The sequence below is a fragment of the Xenorhabdus koppenhoeferi genome, assembly GCF_900116635.1.
Taxonomy (GTDB): Bacteria; Pseudomonadota; Gammaproteobacteria; order Enterobacterales; family Enterobacteriaceae; genus Xenorhabdus; species Xenorhabdus koppenhoeferi.
In genome coordinates, this window is record NZ_FPBJ01000008.1 from 81,903 (window position 1) to 101,769 (window position 19,867).

The window sequence follows — 19,867 nt, forward strand, 5'->3', positions numbered from 1 at the left end:
ATTAAAAACGTACTAGCGCTGAGCCCCAGGTAAAGCCACCGCCGAATGCTTCAAGTAAGACAAGTTGACCGCGTTGGATTCTTCCATCACGAACCGCTTCATCAAACGCTGTCGGAACAGATGCTGCCGAGGTGTTGCCATGACGATCCAGCGTCACGACAACTTTATCCATTGTCATATCCAATTTCTTGGCTGTCGCCGCAATAATACGCAAATTCGCCTGATGAGGAACCAGCCAATCTAGCTGGGAATGAGCCAAATTATTAGCTTCCAAAGTTTCATCAACGATATTGGCTAATTCACGCACGGCAACCTTAAAGACTTCATTGCCAGCCATCGTGACATATTCTGGTGTATCAAGCTTTACTCGACTTTGATGAGGCAGGGATAACAGATCACCATAACGGCCATCGGCATGCAGGTGAGTAGACAGGATGCCCGGTTCCTCAGAAGCTCCGACTATCATTGCGCCCGCAGCATCACCAAAGAGAATAATTGTACCGCGATCTTCGGGATCTATAACTCTTGAAATAATATCAGAACCAATCACCAATGCATGTTTAGCCGCACCAGTTTTAATAAATTTATCTACAACACTTAACGCGTAAGTAAAACCAGCACATGCTGCAGCCACATCAAAAGCTGCAACCCCCGGAATTCCTAATAATTGCTGAATCTGACAAGCTGCGCTTGGAAAAGCGTGAGTTGAACTTGTTGTTGCAACAACAATTAAATCAATTTGAGTTTTATCGATGCCAGCCATCTCAATGGCTTTTTCAGCCGCCTTGAAACCCAAAACTGCAACGTTTTCATCTTCAGCAGCAATGCGGCGTTCGCGAATGCCTGTGCGAGTTACAATCCACTCGTCAGACGTATCCACCAATTTTTCCAAATCTGCGTTAGTACGCACCTGTGCAGGCAAGTAACTGCCCGTACCTAAGATTTTTGTATACATTTATGCTTGTTCACTCTTGGGTAATACTGCATCCAGCCGGGCAGCAATTCTGTCAGGAACCTGCTTTTCTACAGCCTGAACAGCTTGATCAATAGCAGCCTTGAACGCATGTTCATTAGCGGCACCATGGCTTTTAATGACGATACCGCGCAGCCCTAATAACGTTGCTCCGTTATACTGGTCAGGGTTTAGATGACCAAACCGCTTCGTTACCTGTTTTAGCAACCATTTCTTGAATATCTTCATCTTGAATATTTTCATTAACCAAGATGATTTTTTCTGCTGACCATCCGGCGATTTTACCAGAGATAGAATGACTCTGATCGCACCTTCCATCGTCTTCAGCGTAACATTACCTGCGAAGCCGTCACATACGAGTACATCTGTTTTTCCCGTCAGTAACTCATTTCCTTCCAAATACCCTATGTAATTGATTGCTCGAGTGTTTCTTAGGGTTATAGCGGCTTCGCGGATATTATCCAGCCCTTTGGATTCCTCTTCCCCAATATTGAGTAATGCGACACGTGGGTTATCCACACCTACAACATGCTCCGCCATTACGGCACCCATAATCGCAAACTGAACTAACATATCGCTATTACAATTAATATTAGCGCCTAAATCTAATACAACGGTTTTCTGTTGCTTTAGATTGGGTATCACTGTCATCAGCGCAGGCCGCTCAATTCCTTCTATGGATTTTAACATAACTTTAGCTAGCCCCATCAAAGCTCCAGTATTTCCCGCACTGACACACGCTTGTGCTTCACCTGACTTAACCAGGTTTAGAGCAACACGCATTGAGGTACCATGACTGGAACGAACCGCCTGAGAAGGCCTTACGTCGTTGGAAACAACATGTTCTGCAGTGATAATTTGCAAACGGCTGAGCAGCTCAGCATTTTTATTTGCAAGCAATGGAGAGATGGTTTCGGGATTACCGACCAACAATAGCTTTAATTGCGGATTAGATGCTAGTGCCTGCAATGCAGCAGGCACCGTGACGCGAGGACCAAAGTCCCCGCCCATAGCATCTAACGCTAAGGTTAGATTAGTCAAGATATCAACTTGCTAATAATTAGCTTAAATTACTTGTTGATTACCTTGCGGCCACGGTAGTAGCCATCAGCAGTCACATGGTGACGCAGGTGAGTTTCACCAGAAGTTTTGTCTACAGAGACATGGGTTGCAGTCAGTGCGTCATGAGAACGACGCATACCACGTTTAGAACGAGTTGGTTTATTCTGTTGTACGGCCATTGACCTTACTCCTTAAGTACTTTTCTTTAAACTGGCTAATACGGCAAATGGGTTTGGTTTTTCTGCTTCAGGAGGCAGTACACCAAATACCATATCCGCGTCGGACACTTCACAGTGTTCAGAATCATGTACCGGAACCACTGGCAAAGACAGAATTATTTCATCTTCAATCATTGCCAGCAAATCTATTTCGCCAAATTCATTAACGTAAATTGGCTCATACTCTTCCGGTAATGCCTCCGCCCGTTCATCATTGATGACTGGACTAAAACAATACGTTGTGTGAACATGATGACTGAAATTACTGCCACAACGCTGACAGGCAAGCGTGACATCCACATCAGAATGTCCTTTTACAACTGTCAGACGCTGATTATCAATTTCAAATGATAGTGAGCTATCTACATCACCATCCACACTGACCACGGATTCTGCAATACGAGAAACTTGCTCAGCAGAATAGCTACCATAGTAGTCCAATCTTTTCTGAGCCGCTCGAAGCGCATCAATGGTCAGGGGCAATTTTACCTTCCGCATAAGGCGCGCATATTATCTTTGTAATGAGATATAGTCAAAGAAAAAGGCCATACATCTGCACCTTTCCGCCAAATATTCGCTTATTAAGCGCTACCTAGTTTAAAATGCTTGCAAATATTTCTCTACGTATTTTATGGAAAAAATGATGCTTCCGATTGTTTTATCGTCAACTTCTATATATCGACGCCAATTATTGGAAAAAATAGGATTACCTTTTACTTGTGCTTCCCCCGATATTGATGAAAGACCGCAAGAGAATGAGAATCCAGAAACATTGGTAATACGATTATCACATGCCAAAGCTACCGCATTGCATAGGGATTACTCCAGTCACCTAATTATAGGTTCAGATCAAGTTTGTGTTTTAGATAGCAAAATTGTCGGTAAACCACATAATTTTGAGAATGCTTTCTCACAACTTAAAAAAGCGAGTGGGAAATGTGTCACTTTTTATACTGGAATTACATTATTCAATAGCAAAACTGGAAACATAGATACCCGTTGTGAGCTATTTGATGTCTATTTTAGAGATCTCTCTGAAACAGAAATCATTAGCTACTTAAACAAAGAAAAACCGTTTAATTGTGCGGGTAGTTTTAAAAGTGAAGGATTGGGAATTACGTTATTCAAAAAGCTTAATGGCAGAGATCCAAACACACTAATAGGCTTACCATTAATTACTCTGACAGAAATGTTGATCCGTCAGGGGATAAACCCTCTGACGGTATGTTCTTAATATTTATTTTGCCGGAGCATTTTTAAACAAATTCGCAACCTATCATCGATTGGGGCTTCGAAACGCAGAGTTTCTCCCGTCGATGGATGGGTGAACTTTAATGAACTGGCATGCAGGAACAATCGGTTAAGATTCGTTTCTGCAAGCTGTGCATCAAATGCCCGATCACCATAGCGATCATCAAAAGCAATAGGATGACCTGCATGTAAGGTGTGTACACGGATCTGATGGGTTCGCCCTGTAACTGGGCTTGCCCGTACCAACGTGGCAAACGCATATCGTTCTTCAACTTTAAAACGCGTTTCTGATGGTTTGCCATCACTGCTGACTTTTACCATCCTTTCCCCGCTTTGCTGGATATTTTTCAATAGGGGAGCTTCTACTACTTTACAATGTGATTGCCATTGTCCGCGCACTAACGCCAGATAGTCTTTTTGCATTTGCTTCAGGCGTAACTGTTCATGCAATGCCCGTAACGCAGAACGCTTTTTCGCAATTAACAGAATACCCGATGTATCACGGTCGAGACGATGAACTAATTCAAGAAAACGTGCTTCAGGACGTAATGCACGTAATCCTTCAATAACACCAAAACTCAGTCCGCTTCCACCGTGTACTGCCGTTCCTGATGGTTTATTAATGACCAGAATATGGTCATCTTCATATAAAATACATTCAGCCAAAGCTGCGACTTTATCCAATTTTGCAGATACAGGAGTTTCCTGTTTTTCTGGCACTCTAACCGGTGGAATTCTGACTGTATCACCTGCTGCCAATTTATATTCGGGCTTGACTCTTCCCTTATTAACGCGAACTTCACCTTTGCGCAAGATCCGGTAGATCATGCTTTTAGGTACACCTTTTAAACGAGCCAACAAAAAATTATCAATTCGCTGACCAGCCTCATCGTCATCAATCGTGACAAATTGTACAATTTGATTATTTGTTTTCATGGACGAGATTCTAATTATCCAACAAACAGAGCGCCACACATTTTTAAATATGTCTAAATAATATCCATGCATTCCTACCTCATTATTATAAATGCCCTAGGATAAAGACCCAAGATTAACAACTTATCACTATTTCCTGATAAAAAACCCCTAAAGCGATAAAGTCACCTTGCTATCACCCCAATAGCAATGGAATAATGCTTTCTGGCCACAGTTCACTAAACTATGAATGGCAAGATTGAAATTGTTTGTTATCTGTTTGATCGAACAAAAGTGCAGCAATGGCGTAAGACGCAATGTTTAATCAAACAATTTATGGGCTGCGAGTTGCAGCTTACTGGATTGGGTAAAATCTGTACCGATTTATTACAGAATTCCCCAATAAAGAGTGCTGTATTTAAATGAAATTCAGACTCGCCGACAAAATAGGCGCCTCTATACAAACGATAGCCGTGAGGCTGACGGCTTTGTAAAAGACACGAGGCCATCGGTAACCAGTAGCTCATCTCTCTTTTACTCGTAGCTCTATACCAATGTAAAAAATAATGAGTAAGTTAGAATGAAAAGAATGTTAATCAACGCAACTCAACAGGAAGAGTTGCGTGTCGCCCTTGTTGATGGGCAACGTCTTTATGATTTGGATATTGAAAGCCCAGGACACGAGCAGAAAAAGGCAAATATATATAAAGGTAAAATTACACGGGTTGAACCTAGCCTAGAAGCTGCTTTTGTTGATTATGGTGCAGAACGGCATGGTTTCCTGCCCATTAAAGAAATTGCGCGCGAATACTTCCCAAGTAATTATCATCCTCATGGCCGCCCTAACATTAAGGATATCCTTAAAGAAGGCCAAGAAGTGATCGTTCAGGTTGATAAAGAAGAACGAGGCAATAAAGGGGCGGCTTTAACCACCTTTATTAGTCTGGCTGGCAGCTATCTGGTGCTGATGCCAAATAACCCAAGAGCAGGTGGTATTTCTCGTCGCATTGAAGGCGATGACCGCATCGAATTAAAAGAAGCGCTTTCCTCTCTTGAAGTCCCTGAAGGCATGGGGCTTATCGTTCGTACCGCAGGTGTAGGCAAATCGGCAGAAGCGTTGCAGGGGGATTTAAATTTCCGTCTAAGACATTGGGAAGCAATCAAGAAAGCTGCAGACAATCACCCAGCACCATTCCTGATTCATCAAGAAAGTAATGTTATCGTGCGCGCTTTCCGTGATTACCTGCGCCCTGACATTGGGGAAATCTTGATTGACAACCCGAAAATTCTTGATTTAGCACGCCAGCACATTACTGCGCTAGGGCGCCCTGATTTTGCCAGTAAAATCAAATTGTACAGCGGCGAAGTCCCTCTATTCAGCCATTATCAAATAGAATCACAGATTGAATCAGCTTTCCAACGTGAAGTTAGATTACCTTCTGGTGGCTCAGTGGTTATTGATACCACTGAAGCCTTGACTGCGATCGATATCAACTCATCCCGTTCAACCCGTGGTGGTGATATTGAGGAAACGGCCTTTAATACAAATTTAGAAGCCACTGATGAAATTGCACGCCAATTGCGTCTGCGTGACCTTGGTGGCCTTATTGTCATCGATTTTATTGATATGACACCGGTACGCCATCAGCGCGAAGTTGAAAACCGCTTGCGTGATTCCGTGCGCCAAGATCGTGCCCGTATTCAAATCGGTCGTATCTCTCGTTTTGGTTTGCTGGAGATGTCACGTCAGCGTTTAAGTCCGTCTCTGGGTGAATCCAGTCATCATGTCTGCCCTCGTTGCAGTGGTACAGGGACTATCCGTGATAATGAATCACTTTCTTTGTCAATTCTGCGCCTTATCGAAGAAGAAGCACTGAAAGAAAACACATATCAAGTTCATGCCATTGTGCCTGTACAGATTGCTTCTTATCTCCTGAACGAAAAACGCAAGGCCGTTAGTGCCATTGAACATCGCCAAGGCGGTGTGGGTGTTGTTATCGTTCCAAACGATCAGATGCAGACCCCTCATTTCTCTGTTTTACGCGTACGTAAAGGTGAAGAAATTTCTGCTTTGAGTTATCTGCTTCCACAATTACATGAAGCAGAGATAGCAAATGTTCAGGATGACAGCCAGCATGAGCGCAAACGTCCAGAACAACCGGCTATTTCCACTTTTGATCTCCCTGCGGAATCTTCTGTGCCAGCAAAAGAGAAAGAAAAAAAAGTAGTAGTCAATAATCAAAAACAAACTGTAAGACCTCGGATGTTCAGCCGTTTCTTCAGTGCCCTGAAAAAAATATTCAGTGGTGAAGAAGAAAAACAACCACAAGAAAAGAACAAAAAATCGTCTGACAATAATAATCGCCGCTCATCAGAACGCCGCAACCCACGCCGCCAAAATCAGCGCCGTGAACGCAGCGAAAATGAAGTTCGCAATAACCGTGAACGTGATGAACAACGTAAGGGACGTAACACTCAACAGAAAAGTAATGCTAATGTCCAAGACAATATTGCGATAGATAATGAAGCTCGTGAAGCACAGCAACAGCAACGTCGCGAACAAAGGGCCGAGCGCCAGCGTCGTCGTCAGGAAGAAAAGCGCCAGCAACAACTGGAAGTTAAAGCTCAGCAAACTGCAAATAAACCAGATCTTGTTGAGGAAGAAGCTGAAGAGCGTCAACCTGTCATGCCTCGTCGTCAACGTCGCCAGCTTGGGCAAAAAATTCGCATAGCTGATGAAGTGAAAAAAGAGGCTAGTATTACAGCCTTACCAGTGATAGTGCCTGATACTGTACCAACCAATGCAGGGGAAGAGAAAAAAATCCCCGTGCCTGCCATTATTGGCACAAATGTTGAAGCAGCCAGCCAACCAGAAATACCGCAGCAAGATGGTACAATGCCACGTCGCTCTCGTCGTTCACCACGTCATTTACGTGTCAGTGGTCAGCGTCGTCGTCGTTATCGTGATGAGCGTAATCTCACTCAATCACCAGTACCGTTGACAATGGCAGTAGTCTCGCCGGAGTTGGCATCAGGTAAAGTCTGGGTTAGTTATCCTGTTACACCACCGACAACAATTGAGCTTGAAATTCCGACTGTTGTTGATATCGTTGAAGAGACAGCCTCAACACTGAAAAAAGATGTGATTTTGATATCAACAACGACTGAATCTGCACCTACTTTATCGGTGAAAGAGACTGAAATTACAGAACAGCAAAATATTGCCATCCATAACGATACTAAACCCGCTGATAATACTATATCTGCTACCGATGACTCTTCCATTACGGCACCTATAGAGCAAGAAAATGTAGAAGTGGAATCTGTTATCAATCATGATGAAAAACATCAGCCAGAAGTTTTAAATGACAATTTGGGTGATAAAGTACTATATGAAGCAGTATCACATGATTCTGAAGAAACACGTCTCACGGCAGAACCTATCATTGTGGCACCTATCGTTGAACAGGAACATCATGAAGAACAACCAACTGTCACAACGGAAACATGCGCTAAGGCAGAGGAAGTTAAAACAGAAGATATAGAAGATATAAAAGTTACTGAGTCTTCGATTGTTGTGGAAAAAAATCACCACGCTTATTCCCCAATGACAAAAGCACCAGCACCAGATATGGTAACAAAATCTGTCGTTATCACTGAATGGCAACGTCCTGCACCCCCATTCACAGGAAAAGGTGGTGCAGGTGGACACTCTGCAACGAGCATCGCAACATCAGCTATGTCTAAACCACAATCATTTGAATAATCAAATGCTGTGATTTCTTGCAAAATCCGAAGGCTCCTTCTCGTTAGGAGCCTTTTTTATCCGGCATACCATAAAAACAAATCAATTTTATGCCTTGGTCGATCCTGAACTCAAACCTAATTGGAACTGATTTTTCCATATACACAATGGATTTCAAGTTGCATCGCGACGGCAAGAGAGCAAATCCCCGGGAGCATAGATAACTATGTGACCGGGGTGAGCGAGCACAGCCAACAAAGAGGCAGTTTGAAAGACGAAGTGTATAGATGAAAAGATAACCACGCACAATGGCGTGGTTTAACTTTGCCAATTCAAATCCTGGCAATCGAAAATTTATTTGACTCCGCCATCCATCGCTTTCAGTTTTTTAGATAATTCGCGGCGTTCTTTAGATAGCTCAGCATTTTTGATGATATATTCATCAACACGTTCTTCATAATCACTACGCATATGAGCAATAATTCCTTGAATATCATCAATCGACATTCCCGGCTTAATGTAATCACTCAAATTGTCGAGCAGTAATACACGTTTTTGGTTATCCCGGATCTTTTTCTCGTTGTCTACGATTTCACGCTGTAATTTGTTTTTACGACGAAATATACGCACAAACTCCAGTACATTGTGGAATGTTGGTTTATTTGTGTTGTCCATTTTTTACACCTTTTTAATCAGACTGATAATTTCTTATGTTAACTACACAATACAATTTCAAGCAACACATAGACAAGTTAGTTTAGATAATTTTTAATATTTCGGATTTAAACGACGATATATACCTTAAACAAAAAAACAAGACATGCTTTAAAAAATAAAGCATTGCTTGCTATTAAAGTAAAAATCTTGCTTGTATATTTGAGGTATGAGAACTATGCACGAACGAATCAAGCAAGCGAGGCTTGCAAAAAAGCTAACTCAAGCTGAATTGGCAGATATGCTTGACGTGACTCCACAATCTGTACAGCAGTGGGAATCAAGCACAGAACCAAGAAAAACAAGACTAACAGCATTAGCCTCTATACTTGGCGCTGATGTGAACTGGCTTTTGTTTGGTGAGACCACTAAACCACTCAAAAAAAATGCAGGGCAGCTTCCATCTGAAAGTGAATGGATAAATATTTCACCGTGGGATAGCAAAACTCCATTAGATAATGATGAAGTCGAAGTGCCATTCCTAAAGGATATTGAATTTGCGTGTGATAGTGGTAAGTGTATTGACGTGGATTATAAAGGCTTTAAGTTGAGATTCTCTAAAGCAACATTAAGAAGAATCGGAGTATCAACTGACGGTTCTACAATTCTCTGCTTTCCTGCCAAAGGCGATAGTATGGAGCCAGTTATCCCAAACGGGACAGCAATAGCAATAGATATTTCTAATAAAAAAATTATTGATGGGAAAGTGTATGCAATTGAACAGGATGGATTAAAGCGCCTTAAATGTCTTTATAGACGTCCAAGGGGAAAACTACTTATCAGAAGTTACAACCGTGATGAATACGAAGATGAGATTGCAGATGAAGATCAAGTAAACATTATCGGGAGAATGTTCTGGTATTCCGTTTTAGATTACTAAGGTTGTTTTAAATTACTAAGGTTATGGAATGGAAAATTTTAAGATAAAAATAAAACATCACGTTGACCACGTTAATAACGTAGGGCAACACTGCACTACCGAAGAAACAACTAAACAGGCGTTAATATTGCCTTTTTTAGATATCTTGGGATTTAGCCCGTATGACCCTCAAAAAGTTAAAGCTGAGTACGGAGCAGATTTCCCTGGCGTAAAAGCAAATGAACGGGTTGATTACGCCTTGTTCTGCCAAGGTGTTCCAGTAATGTTTATCGAGGCGAAAGGATACAGTGAAAAACTGGATAACCATTGCCCTCAATTATCTAGATATTTTAATTCCACTCCGGAAGTAACTATTTCTGCAATTACAAATGGAATAGAGTGGCGTTTCTTTACCGACTTGAAGCAAAAAAACGTAATGGATCCTACTCCATTTCTACGCATAAAAATGGATGAAGTTAGTGATGCAGATGTAGGACAGCTTTATCGATTCAGGCACGATAAATTCAAACCAGAAGCACTAAGAACACTTGCAGAAGAAAGCGTTTATTTATCCGCTTTTACCAAAACCATCAGTACCAGTTTGAGAGATGTTGATAGTGAATTTGTAAGGTATGTTGCCAGCAGATCTAACGTCGAGCGCCAACTAAACCAGCGTTTTATTGAATCAATTACTCCACTGGTAAAGCAAGCTGTTGAGAAATCTGTTAGTGCAATGGTAGTTTCTGGTCTTTCAAATAAACATGTCCCGATTGATGGCACTCCAAACGAAATAGAATCTCAAGAGAGCCTGAAAGAATTAGAAGAAATAGTAGATCCAGACAATCCTAATATTGTTACCACCAAAAATGAATTAACTCTATATGAAAAAGCCAAATCAATAGTTGGCGATTCCGTTGATTTGCAATACAAAGATACAGAATCCTATTTCAACGTTCTTTATCAAGGAAAATCAAACAGATGGATAATAAGATACTTTGACAAAAAGAATAAACCTTACATCCAGATACCTATTGAGCTAACTGACATCCTAACTAACGAAGTTAATAGGGCTGGACTATCTGTTAATAACTCAAGAATATTTATCGAAGCTCCAGAAGATATATTGAGGATTACAGGTATTATCCTTGATGCTTTCGAGTTCGTTAAAAACGACGATAACTTTAGGAAGAAAACATAATAGCTATATCAGCCACCGCTTGGCGGTGGCTTTCCCTTAATTCGCTCCTTACCACTCACTTAAAACTCCCCTCGGGGGAACACTCCAGCGCTAAGACCATCAATATCTGTTATTTCAGATTTTCCCTGATATGGTTTACCATGTATGAAGCGTAATAGCGTAATTTTGTGTCACTGAGAGCTATATTGTTTTGTACTCACAATAAATATTAATTTGTACTCATTCTGTACTTAATACCACATGGACAAAACTAGACAGTAAAGAACACAAATTAACATTTAAAGCAAAAATCAGTCAAACTCAGCCTTTAAATAGAACAAAATCATAAAGATAACCACCAATAACTTACGGAAAAAAACTTTGTCTACCGATAACAAAAAATCATCCTTCTACTTTCATGATTACGAAACTTTTGGTAAGCACCCAGCTTTAGATCGCCCTGCCCAGTTTGCAGGAGTTCGCACCGATAGCGATTTCAATATTATTGAAGAGCCTTTAGTGGTGTATTGCACTCCTGCTGACGATTACCTTCCAGAACCTGAAGCTGTTATGATCACGGGAATCACACCACAATTGGCCTTAAAAAAAGGGGTCAATGAAGCTGAATTTGCTTGTCAAATCCATAAGGCATTCAGTAAACCCAATACATGTATTCTTGGATATAATAATATTCGTTTCGATGACGAAGTCAGCCGTAACATTTTTTATCGTAATTTTTACGATCCTTACGCCTACAGTTGGCAAAAAGGTAATTCCCGCTGGGATTTGCTTGATGTATTACGTGCCTGCTATGCCTTACGCCCAGAAGGCATTATTTGGCCAAAAAATGATGATGGATTACCTAGCTTCAAACTAGAACATCTGACTAAAGCCAATGGTATTGAACATACCCATGCCCATGATGCTATGTCTGATGTTTATGCCACTATAGCAATGGCAAAATTGGTAAAAAAAGCCCAACCCCGTTTGTTTGATTACTTTTTCCAATTAAGAAATAAACAGAAAATCAGTCATCAGATAGACATCCCACAAATGAAACCGCTGGTTCACGTATCTGGTATGTTTGGAACTCTGCGCAGTAATATCAGCCTTATTGCACCCTTGGCATGGCATTCGACAAACCGAAATGCTGTCATCATGTGTGATTTGGCAGGAGATATCTCTCCACTGCTGGAACTTACTGTGGATGAATTACGTGAACGCCTGTATACCCGACGAGATAAATTGCAGCCAGATCAAAATCCGGTGCCGATTAAATTAGTACATATCAATAAATGTCCAATCATTGCACCAGAAAATACATTACGGCCAGAAGATGCAAAGAGAGTCGGATTGGATCTCAAACAATGTGAACATAATCTGGCTATTTTGCGCAATAATCCGCAAATCAGGGAAAAAATCGTTGAGTTATTTTCTAATTCCGAAGAGTTTCCAGAGTCTGATAACGTTGATGCCAAACTGTATAGCGGCTTTTTCAGCGACGCCGATAAAACCGCTATGGAGATTATTCGAGAAACAGCACCTCAGAACTTGCCCGCCTTGGATTTAACATTTCAGGATGCACGCATTAAAGCTCTACTATTCCGCTATCGTGCCAGAAACTATCCTGCAACACTGAATTATGACGAACAACAACGTTGGTTGCGCCATCGTCAGGATATTTTAACTCAGGAGCGTATCAGTCAATATCTTGCGACTATTGAAAATCTTTTTGTTGAATATCAGTCTGATGAAGAAAAGTGTCGCCAATTAAAAGCATTAATTGAATATGCAATTCAACTAGCTGGATAACCTTTCCGTATAATATCCGTCATGTTAAAAAAGAAAGGACAAGCACCTATGTTTTGTCTTTTCCTTTTTTATCTTGCCATGAAAACAGACTCATCATACTAATGGCCTGTATCTTGACAACCACATTTCCTGCCCCAGTTTTTCAATTTGGAAGTTTTACCTATTCCCGGATTTAAGGTATTAGTAGGATCTGTCATTTGGTAAAATTGCTTAAGCTGTGGTTTAGCTTGATATAAATGACCAACGTTATGTTCTGCCGGATATTCCGCCCCTCGCTGGTTCAAAATTTCCAGCATTTTTGCTTTTAGTAAATGAATGTCTGTGCCTTTTTTGACGATATAGTCCTGATGGAATACATGACACATAAAATGCCCGTAATATAAACGGTGTACCAGTGCTTCATTAATTTCCGTAGGTAAGGATTCAAACCATTCACGGTCATTGCGTCGTAAAGCAATATCCAGTGCCAGAATATCTTCTACTTCATTACTATGAACCGCCTGATAACGGATCGCTGCCCCTGCTGCTGCAAAACGGTGCAAGAATGCCTTTGCCCCCTCTTCTGGCGTACAAACAAAGTATTCTCCATCTGCTTGTTTAAAATAACTAGCCAACCACTCACTTGCCTCTTTTATGCCTTCACCGGACATTTTCAACATTAAGTGATGTTCGAAGCGATTTCGATACTCTTTCATACGAGGAGGTAAATGGGAGGGTAATAAACGACTTAAACCTTGCATAACATAGTCTGTCAAGTGCGATGGTAAAAATGGCACTTTGCTAAAAATGGCATCCATCCGCCCTTTCAGATTGAAAAACATCGGCATTTTATCCGTGCCCAGTTTATCAATCATAACAAAAGTATCTTTTCCATATATTTCAGCGATATCAAAAATATCCCGATGCATATATTCACCTGCAACAGGCAATTGCTGGAAAGTAGACAGAATGTGGCGACGTAAATTTGTCAGTACGTGAGGTTGGTTAGTGCCAATATAAAAAACCTGCGAAGAAAGTTCTGCCGGAAAAGTATCAAGGCGGACTGCAAAAACGACCAATTTTCCTGCACAGCCAGAGGCTTCAAACAACCTGCGTTCATCAGCATTAAACCGTGATGGTGTAGCTGCATCAACATCCCGGATGCGCTGTGAATACTCATGATCAGAAGCAACTCTCTCTCCATGTTGAATATCTTCAGCACGATAACGCCGTTCTTCCAAACAGACCAGAATATCTTCGGGGGTTTCACCCAACGAGATCCCCAGATGGTTAATAAGTTCAGCTTCACCTTTTTCATTAACTCGGCCATATAGTGCCATTTCGCTATAAGCCGGCCCCCGCTGAACTAAAGAACCCCCTGAATTATTGCAGATCCCGCCAATAATAGATGCACCAATACAGGATGAACCAATGACTGAATGAGGTTCACGTCCCAATGGCTTCAAGGTTTTTTCCAATTTCCACAATGTACTGCCGGGAAATGCAATAACCTGATTGGTTGATTGAAGAAATTGAATTTTATCCATTCGTAAGGTGCTGATAATGACAATATCACGGTCATAATCATTTCCATTCGGGGTAGAACCTTCTGTTAGTCCAGTATTTGCGGCCTGCATCAAAATAATTTTGCCGGCATCAACACAGGCCTTGAACACTTTCCACTGTTCTAATAATGATCCGGGAAATATGACTGCAAGAGCATTACCTTGCCCAGAACGGAAACCTTTACGATAACGTTTTGTTTTTCTGGGTTCGGTGAGAATATGAGAAGACCCAACGATATTCGTGAGAATAGCAATGAATTGCTGATTTTGAGGGTTTTTAGCATCATTCATAATAGTTTTCTTACCTTATGAGAGCCAAACAAACGTGCTCTTAATGAAATCAGGTATAGCAAAATGACTGTTTATTATATGATGCTTTTTAATGATTTTTGTATAATTTCTACACTTTTTTCACTTCAAGTAAAACCTCCATTGAAGGGGTACACCATAAACACAGCACCCGAAGGTGCTGTTTCGAAAAAAGTATCAGTGCATTTTTTATTTTCACATGGTGGCTTTATTAGCCATAACTTGAAATTTATCTTTTATTATGACTCACTGAACTGGGGCATTGGTTGCCGGAAGCTACGAGTCAAGAAGAACATGTAAAGAAGACCAATTCCACCCCAAATCAAGCCTAATTCCATAGATTCTGCTTCCAAATTAATCCACAAGACACCCACTGTCGCCGCACCAAGAAGGGGCAGGAGCAAGAAATTCAAAGTGTCTTTCAGTGTACTGTTACGACGTTCACGAATATAGAATTGTGAAATTACCGATAAGTTCACGAAAGTAAATGCAACCAACGCGCCGAAATTAATCAATGCGGTTGCTGTCACTAAATTCAACCAACCCGCCAAAAGAACAATAATCCCAACCAATATGACGTTGATTGCCGGAGTACGCCATTTTGGGTGGACATAAGCAAATACTTTCTCAGGTAGTACGCCATCGCGCCCCATCACATAAAGCAGACGGGATACTCCTGCATGTGCTGCCATACCGGAAGCCATTACCGTGACACTAGAAAATATGAGAATAACGTACTGAAATAATGCGCCAGCAACATACAACATGATTTCTGGCTGAGAAGCATCCGGGTTTTTAAACCGAGAAATATCTGGGAAATAGAGTTGTAAAAAATAAGATACTGCAATGAAGATAACACCACCAATTAATGCAGTCAGAAAAATCGCTTTAGGGACAACCTTACCTGCATTTGGTGTTTCTTCAGCCAGAGAGCTAATACCATCAAACCCAAGAAATGAGAAGCAAAGTATCGTAGCGCCAGTAATCATAGGAATTAATTGCGCTTCTTCTGATGTAAATGGCTGAATACTCAGTAATGCTCCTGCACCTTCTCCATTATAGACACCACGGATCATCAGCCCAACGAGTATTAACATCACAGCAATCTGAACAATCACAACGATACTATTGATATTTGCAACAACATTGATGCCACACAAATTGATGACTGTCGTAATTACAGCCAACATGACCACAAAGATCCAGGGATCAATACCAGGGAACAGAGCCTGTAGATAAATCTTTGCCAATAAAACATTGATCATCGGCATCAACATATAGTCCAGTAGAGACGACCAGCCGACCATAAATCCAAGATGGGGATTCATTGATTTTTGTACATACGTGTAAGCAGAACCCGCCGATGGAAATCGTTTTATCAGTTTTCCGTAGCTCAAAGCCGTAAATAAAATTGCGGTCAAAGCAATAGCATAAGAGGTCGCGACATGCCCACTGGTCAAACCAGAGACAATACCAAACGTATCAAAAATAGTCATTGGCTGCATGTAGGCAAGCCCCATCATAACTACTTGAAATAGAGTCAATGTTCTTCTCAGTTGAACACGTTTGTCAGCAGTGGCTTGATTAATACCAAGTGTAGTTGTAGTAGTATTATGCGACATGAGCAAAATCTCCCATAACTTCGATCTGAGTACTGATACAACTACTTAATCGATAGTTACTGGGCAAACTTCGCATCTGTCTATAGACAGAAAAGAAAGAAGAATTGAAAGAGCGTATATTGGCAGAGGGCTGTGCCCCATAGTCATCGTTGAAGCAACGAGCACCAATTGGCACAAGTGCAAAAGAGAATAATTGCCCCATATTTGCATTCCTCAGTACAGCAACCCTGTCTCAATTATGGTTGCTTATGGTCAGTATCGATCCGGAACAAAATCCGGCCTCTTGGTGTTGTAAAAAAATAACTCAAAGCAAAAAAATAACTGGTGCATATTTACACACCAGTTATTTTTAGTGCACGCATTTTGCCTTTCAAGTTTTGAAATAGCAAGTGCTATAACATCAAAAAATTTATTATTTTTTACGGCACTATAAGACCTTATAAAATAGGCTTTTTTACTGAGTCAGTACTGAAACTTGACGCCCTCATATCCATTGATTGGCCTGTATAAATTTTTAGCAGAGAGGGAGACTATTTGCCATTTAATTATGAGCACTTTGGTATCAAAAAAACCATCTCTTCGTTTATAAAATGGGTAGAGAGATGGTTTTACATTATGTTTAAATGTTAAATATAATCGCTAATATCAATAAGAAAGCAAAATATTAATTAAAAATCATAATTAAGGCCGATATTGTAACGGCGACCATCGAGAACTGCGTCATGAGACTCCTCAGTTACTCGTTTGTCAAAAATGTTATAAATACCACCTAACAGACGTAAATCTTTAGTCAAATTATAACTCATTCCTAGATCGACAAAAGTATAAGAAGGTGTTCCGTCTCTCATACTGGTGCGATACTGATAATTTTTTGTTTTACCACGGAAGTTGATACGAGTCCATGTATCCAACTCAGATAACGCCTGCCAGTTTAAAGTCGCATTTACCATATGTGTTGGCATTTTATTCAATGGTTGGCCTTTAAATTTACCACTTTTTTGTTCAGAATCGGTATAAGTATAGTTTGCTGCCAATGACAAGTTTTCTACAATATCCCAATTCATAGTAGTTTCAATACCACGAATATTGGCTTTACCCACGTTCATTCGCTTGCTGATAAAAACATAGTCTTTTCCAGCAAGTGGCATACATTTTTGTGGTTTCCCAGTTTTGCTATTACATGTTTGGAATTCAGTAATTTTATTCTTAAAGTCAGTATTAAAGACTGTTAAACCAATATTAAGGTTTTCTTGGTTATTCCAAATAACACTGATCTCTTCACTAACACTTTTCTCTGGCTTCAAATTTGGATTACTTAAGATGACTGCTGAGCCATCTCCACCAGTGCCCTGCCACCAATTAGGTGCCACCTGTCGCAAGTTAGGTGAACGATATGCTGTAGAAACACCACCTTTAATTGTCCATTGCTCATCAGCATGCCATACTCCATACAGACGAGGAGTCCAATGAGCACCAAACATCTCATCTTTATCTAAGCGGATACCACCTGTTAAAGCGAAGTCATTTGTCATTTGCCATTCATTTTCCGCAAACACCGCCCAACTCCAACGGGTAAGTTTATTCACACCTCTTTCGGACATCATCTTATTTTCATGATCCCGTAGGTTCTCATAACGATATTGCCCCCCTACACTCAATATATGATCACCTAAATTAAATGTCGTTTGGTTATTAAAAAGCGTATCTTCAAATTTCATTTTACGTTCAGGGTTATTAGACTCATCTCGCTGAATATAAGAAGTCATCGTACCAAAATCATAAACACCATTATGGGTAATCGAATAGTTATTACGCTTATAACGACTTATATTATCAGAACTAGAGCTAGAGCGGCTTTTACCCGGATGTGAATCACGATCCTGCTCATAACGCCCAATTTCAAAATCAAAACTATTTTGCTCATTTGGTGTCAGAGAGAAAGTTGCTGCGCCATTACGTATTTCTTGCTTTCTAAATCCACCAATAAACTTATCTTCATTACGATGAGAAAACAAACCACTCACTTTCAGACCCAATAACCCTTCAATTAATGGCCCTGCTGCATAAGCGCTGGTCTGATAACTATTACCAGAATTTTTATTCTCGGTCAGCGTAGTATCACCACGCAAGTTTACATGCCATTCTTTCTTTACCTTGCGGGTAATAATATTGATTACTCCCCCCATAGCGTCAGAGCCATAAAGGGAGGACATTGGCCCACGCACCACTTCCACACGTTCAATTGATGCCAATGGAGGTAACCAGCCCTGTTCAATCCCTGAACCATCACTATTTGGACGAGTACTGCGGGTATCCACCCGCTTACCATCAACTAAGATCATAGTATATTGTGATGACATACCACGAATACTGATATCGCTGCTACTACCACCACCAGTAACAACCACACCCGGCACATCTTTTAAAGCGTCAGTAACATCACGGTAGGCTTTAGTCTCTAACTGTTCACGGCTAATAACGGAAATAGACGCGGGCGCATCCTCAATCTTTTGCTGGAAACCTGCTGCGGTAGTCACAACAATTTTATCTTCTCCATTATTAGCAGCATGAGCACTCAAAATAGTACCAGATGAAACAGCAGCAATAATTCCTAATACGATTTTTTTCTTTGCAAAAACGACCATTCCCGATTCTCCAAAAAATAGAATAAAAATATTTAAACTAAGGTGGATAATCGACATATGCTCATAATGCAGGGATAATGATTTATCCCTGCCAGTATTATTTTTATTAAATTACACTTTAATTTTATTATTCTAACTCGCTAATTCCGTCACTAAACCATCGATCAATAATTGCGGTATACCCTGAGAACAACGCTCAATTCGGCCTTTAATACCATAAACTTTAGCCAAACTGTCCGACGTAATCACCTGTTCTGGTGTACCTTCGGAGATTAACTCACCTTTTTTGAGCATTAATACATGGTTGCCATGACGCAATGCAATATTAATATCGTGAACAACAACAATCGTAATAAGATTACGACGGCGCGTTTCACGTGCAACCAAATCCATCACGTGATACTGGTAATTTAAATCCAGTGCACTTAATGGCTCATCTAATAATAATAAAGTTGGACGCCTGATTAATGATTGAGCCAATCCGACCAACTGTTTCTGTCCACCCGATAATTGATCCAGATAGCTGAGAGCCAAATGATCAATACCGAGCTGGCGCAACAGATCCATGACTTCTTGCTCACACTGGCTACTATTCACGTCGCCTGATGCTCGCTGAGCAACAATCACAGACTCCAGTACATGAAGATGAACACCTGCCGGTAATGACTGAGGCAAATAAACCACGTTCTGAGCGCGCTGGACAAAATTCATTTGCATTAAATCTTGCCCATCCAGCAGCAACTCGCCACTGGCTTTATTCAAACCCGCCAGCGAACGCAGAAGTGTGGATTTTCCGCAACCATTCGGCCCCAGCAATACGGTGATTTGACCACGCGGCAATGAATTGACATCCAAATTTTGAATCACAGGACACTTCGGATACCCCGTCGTTAAACGATTTATTTTTAATCCCTGACTCATATGTTCTATATGAACGCATCCCGTTTGCAAGGCTTTCGTTGTTCAGACATTGACGGTAGGTTGCAGCTCTATATCCGGCCTTACTGCAGCCGATGCTGCG

Annotated in this window: 16 protein-coding genes; 5 read left to right on the top strand and 11 right to left on the bottom strand. The window is 40.9% G+C overall.

Annotation, left to right across the window (positions count from 1 at the left end; all coding sequences use genetic code 11):
* Nucleotide 1: 1 nt before the first annotated feature.
* The 4 genes from BM329_RS04400 to yceD are packed head-to-tail and all read right to left on the bottom strand — an operon-like array spanning nt 2 to nt 2,751.
* Complete coding sequence (locus BM329_RS04400) at nt 2-955, bottom strand: beta-ketoacyl-ACP synthase III (RefSeq protein WP_092549480.1); 954 nt, start codon at nt 953-955, stop codon at nt 2-4.
* Complete coding sequence (gene plsX / locus BM329_RS04405) at nt 956-2,014, bottom strand: phosphate acyltransferase PlsX (RefSeq protein ID WP_092549483.1); 1,059 nt, start codon at nt 2,012-2,014, stop codon at nt 956-958.
* Between the two features lie 29 nt (nt 2,015-2,043).
* Nucleotides 2,044-2,214, bottom strand: a complete 171-nt coding sequence (gene rpmF, locus BM329_RS04410) for a 50S ribosomal protein L32 (protein WP_004247080.1) — start codon at nt 2,212-2,214, stop codon at nt 2,044-2,046.
* A 12-nt stretch (nt 2,215-2,226) separates the two neighbouring features.
* Entirely contained in the window at nt 2,227-2,751 is a 525-nt protein-coding gene (gene yceD, locus BM329_RS04415; RefSeq protein ID WP_092549486.1) for a 23S rRNA accumulation protein YceD, read from the bottom strand.
* Between the two features lie 145 nt (nt 2,752-2,896).
* Between yceD and BM329_RS04420 the strand changes: the two genes are divergently transcribed.
* Nucleotides 2,897-3,487, top strand: a complete 591-nt coding sequence (locus BM329_RS04420) for a Maf family protein (protein ID WP_092549489.1) — start codon at nt 2,897-2,899, stop codon at nt 3,485-3,487.
* Here BM329_RS04420 and rluC read toward each other — a convergent pair.
* The gene (gene rluC, locus BM329_RS04425) at nt 3,484-4,440 is read right to left on the bottom strand and encodes a 23S rRNA pseudouridine(955/2504/2580) synthase RluC (RefSeq protein WP_092549492.1); all 957 of its coding nucleotides are present in this window, start codon (nt 4,438-4,440) and stop codon (nt 3,484-3,486) included. The genes BM329_RS04420 and rluC overlap by 4 nt on opposite strands.
* Nucleotides 4,441-4,999: 559 nt before the next feature.
* Between rluC and rne the strand changes: the two genes are divergently transcribed.
* Entirely contained in the window at nt 5,000-8,185 is a 3,186-nt protein-coding gene (gene rne / locus BM329_RS04435) for a ribonuclease E (RefSeq protein ID WP_092549498.1), read from the top strand.
* A gap of 333 nt (nt 8,186-8,518) precedes the next feature.
* Here the strand turns inward: rne and tmaR are convergent, their stop codons facing one another.
* Nucleotides 8,519-8,839, bottom strand: coding sequence for a PTS system regulator TmaR (gene tmaR, locus BM329_RS04440; RefSeq protein WP_010846704.1), 321 nt, complete (start codon nt 8,837-8,839; stop codon nt 8,519-8,521).
* 208 nt (nt 8,840-9,047) lie between these two features.
* On the opposite strand from tmaR, the gene BM329_RS04445 reads away from it, so the two are divergent.
* The 3 genes from BM329_RS04445 (at nt 9,048) to sbcB (ending at nt 12,726) form a co-directional block, all read left to right on the top strand.
* Nucleotides 9,048-9,758 (top strand): XRE family transcriptional regulator, encoded by a 711-nt coding sequence (locus BM329_RS04445; protein WP_092549501.1) that lies wholly within the window; start codon nt 9,048-9,050, stop codon nt 9,756-9,758.
* 28 nt (nt 9,759-9,786) lie between these two features.
* Nucleotides 9,787-10,935, top strand: a complete 1,149-nt coding sequence (locus BM329_RS04450) for a type I restriction endonuclease (protein WP_092549504.1) — start codon at nt 9,787-9,789, stop codon at nt 10,933-10,935.
* A 360-nt stretch (nt 10,936-11,295) separates the two neighbouring features.
* A complete protein-coding gene (sbcB, locus tag BM329_RS04455) occupies nt 11,296-12,726 on the top strand; it encodes an exodeoxyribonuclease I (RefSeq protein WP_092549507.1) in 1,431 nt (476 codons plus the stop codon).
* A gap of 98 nt (nt 12,727-12,824) precedes the next feature.
* Here sbcB and dld read toward each other — a convergent pair whose 3' ends face one another.
* From dld to BM329_RS04480, 5 genes are all read right to left on the bottom strand, one after another.
* Nucleotides 12,825-14,561: a D-lactate dehydrogenase gene (gene dld, locus BM329_RS04460; protein ID WP_092549510.1), complete on the bottom strand. Its 1,737-nt coding sequence runs from the start codon at nt 14,559-14,561 to the stop codon at nt 12,825-12,827.
* Between the two features lie 257 nt (nt 14,562-14,818).
* Complete coding sequence (locus BM329_RS04465; protein WP_092549513.1) at nt 14,819-16,201, bottom strand: APC family permease; 1,383 nt, start codon at nt 16,199-16,201, stop codon at nt 14,819-14,821.
* Entirely contained in the window at nt 16,191-16,403 is a 213-nt protein-coding gene (locus BM329_RS04470; protein ID WP_092549516.1) for a hypothetical protein, read from the bottom strand. The genes BM329_RS04465 and BM329_RS04470 overlap by 11 nt, the downstream gene beginning before the upstream one ends.
* 466 nt (nt 16,404-16,869) lie before the next feature.
* Complete coding sequence (locus BM329_RS04475) at nt 16,870-18,846, bottom strand: ligand-gated channel protein (RefSeq protein WP_092549519.1); 1,977 nt, start codon at nt 18,844-18,846, stop codon at nt 16,870-16,872.
* 132 nt (nt 18,847-18,978) lie between these two features.
* Complete coding sequence (locus BM329_RS04480; protein WP_092549522.1) at nt 18,979-19,767, bottom strand: ABC transporter ATP-binding protein; 789 nt, start codon at nt 19,765-19,767, stop codon at nt 18,979-18,981.
* Between the last annotated feature and the right edge of the window lie 100 nt (nt 19,768-19,867).

Coding starts and splice junctions, on each gene's coding strand:
- BM329_RS04450 (WP_092549504.1), top strand. CDS start 9,787: ATGGAAAATTTTAAGATAAAAATAAAACATCACGTTGACCACGTTAAT.
- BM329_RS04445 (WP_092549501.1), top strand. CDS start 9,048: ATGAGAACTATGCACGAACGAATCAAGCAAGCGAGGCTTGCAAAAAAG.
- BM329_RS04470 (WP_092549516.1), bottom strand. CDS start 16,403: ATGGGGCAATTATTCTCTTTTGCACTTGTGCCAATTGGTGCTCGTTGC.
- BM329_RS04480 (WP_092549522.1), bottom strand. CDS start 19,767: ATGAGTCAGGGATTAAAAATAAATCGTTTAACGACGGGGTATCCGAAG.
- rne (WP_092549498.1), top strand. CDS start 5,000: ATGAAAAGAATGTTAATCAACGCAACTCAACAGGAAGAGTTGCGTGTC.
- yceD (WP_092549486.1), bottom strand. CDS start 2,751: ATGCGGAAGGTAAAATTGCCCCTGACCATTGATGCGCTTCGAGCGGCT.
- rpmF (WP_004247080.1), bottom strand. CDS start 2,214: ATGGCCGTACAACAGAATAAACCAACTCGTTCTAAACGTGGTATGCGT.
- BM329_RS04400 (WP_092549480.1), bottom strand. CDS start 955: ATGTATACAAAAATCTTAGGTACGGGCAGTTACTTGCCTGCACAGGTG.
- BM329_RS04420 (WP_092549489.1), top strand. CDS start 2,897: ATGCTTCCGATTGTTTTATCGTCAACTTCTATATATCGACGCCAATTA.
- rluC (WP_092549492.1), bottom strand. CDS start 4,440: ATGAAAACAAATAATCAAATTGTACAATTTGTCACGATTGATGACGAT.
- dld (WP_092549510.1), bottom strand. CDS start 14,561: ATGAATGATGCTAAAAACCCTCAAAATCAGCAATTCATTGCTATTCTC.
- BM329_RS04475 (WP_092549519.1), bottom strand. CDS start 18,846: ATGGTCGTTTTTGCAAAGAAAAAAATCGTATTAGGAATTATTGCTGCT.
- tmaR (WP_010846704.1), bottom strand. CDS start 8,839: ATGGACAACACAAATAAACCAACATTCCACAATGTACTGGAGTTTGTG.
- BM329_RS04465 (WP_092549513.1), bottom strand. CDS start 16,201: ATGTCGCATAATACTACTACAACTACACTTGGTATTAATCAAGCCACT.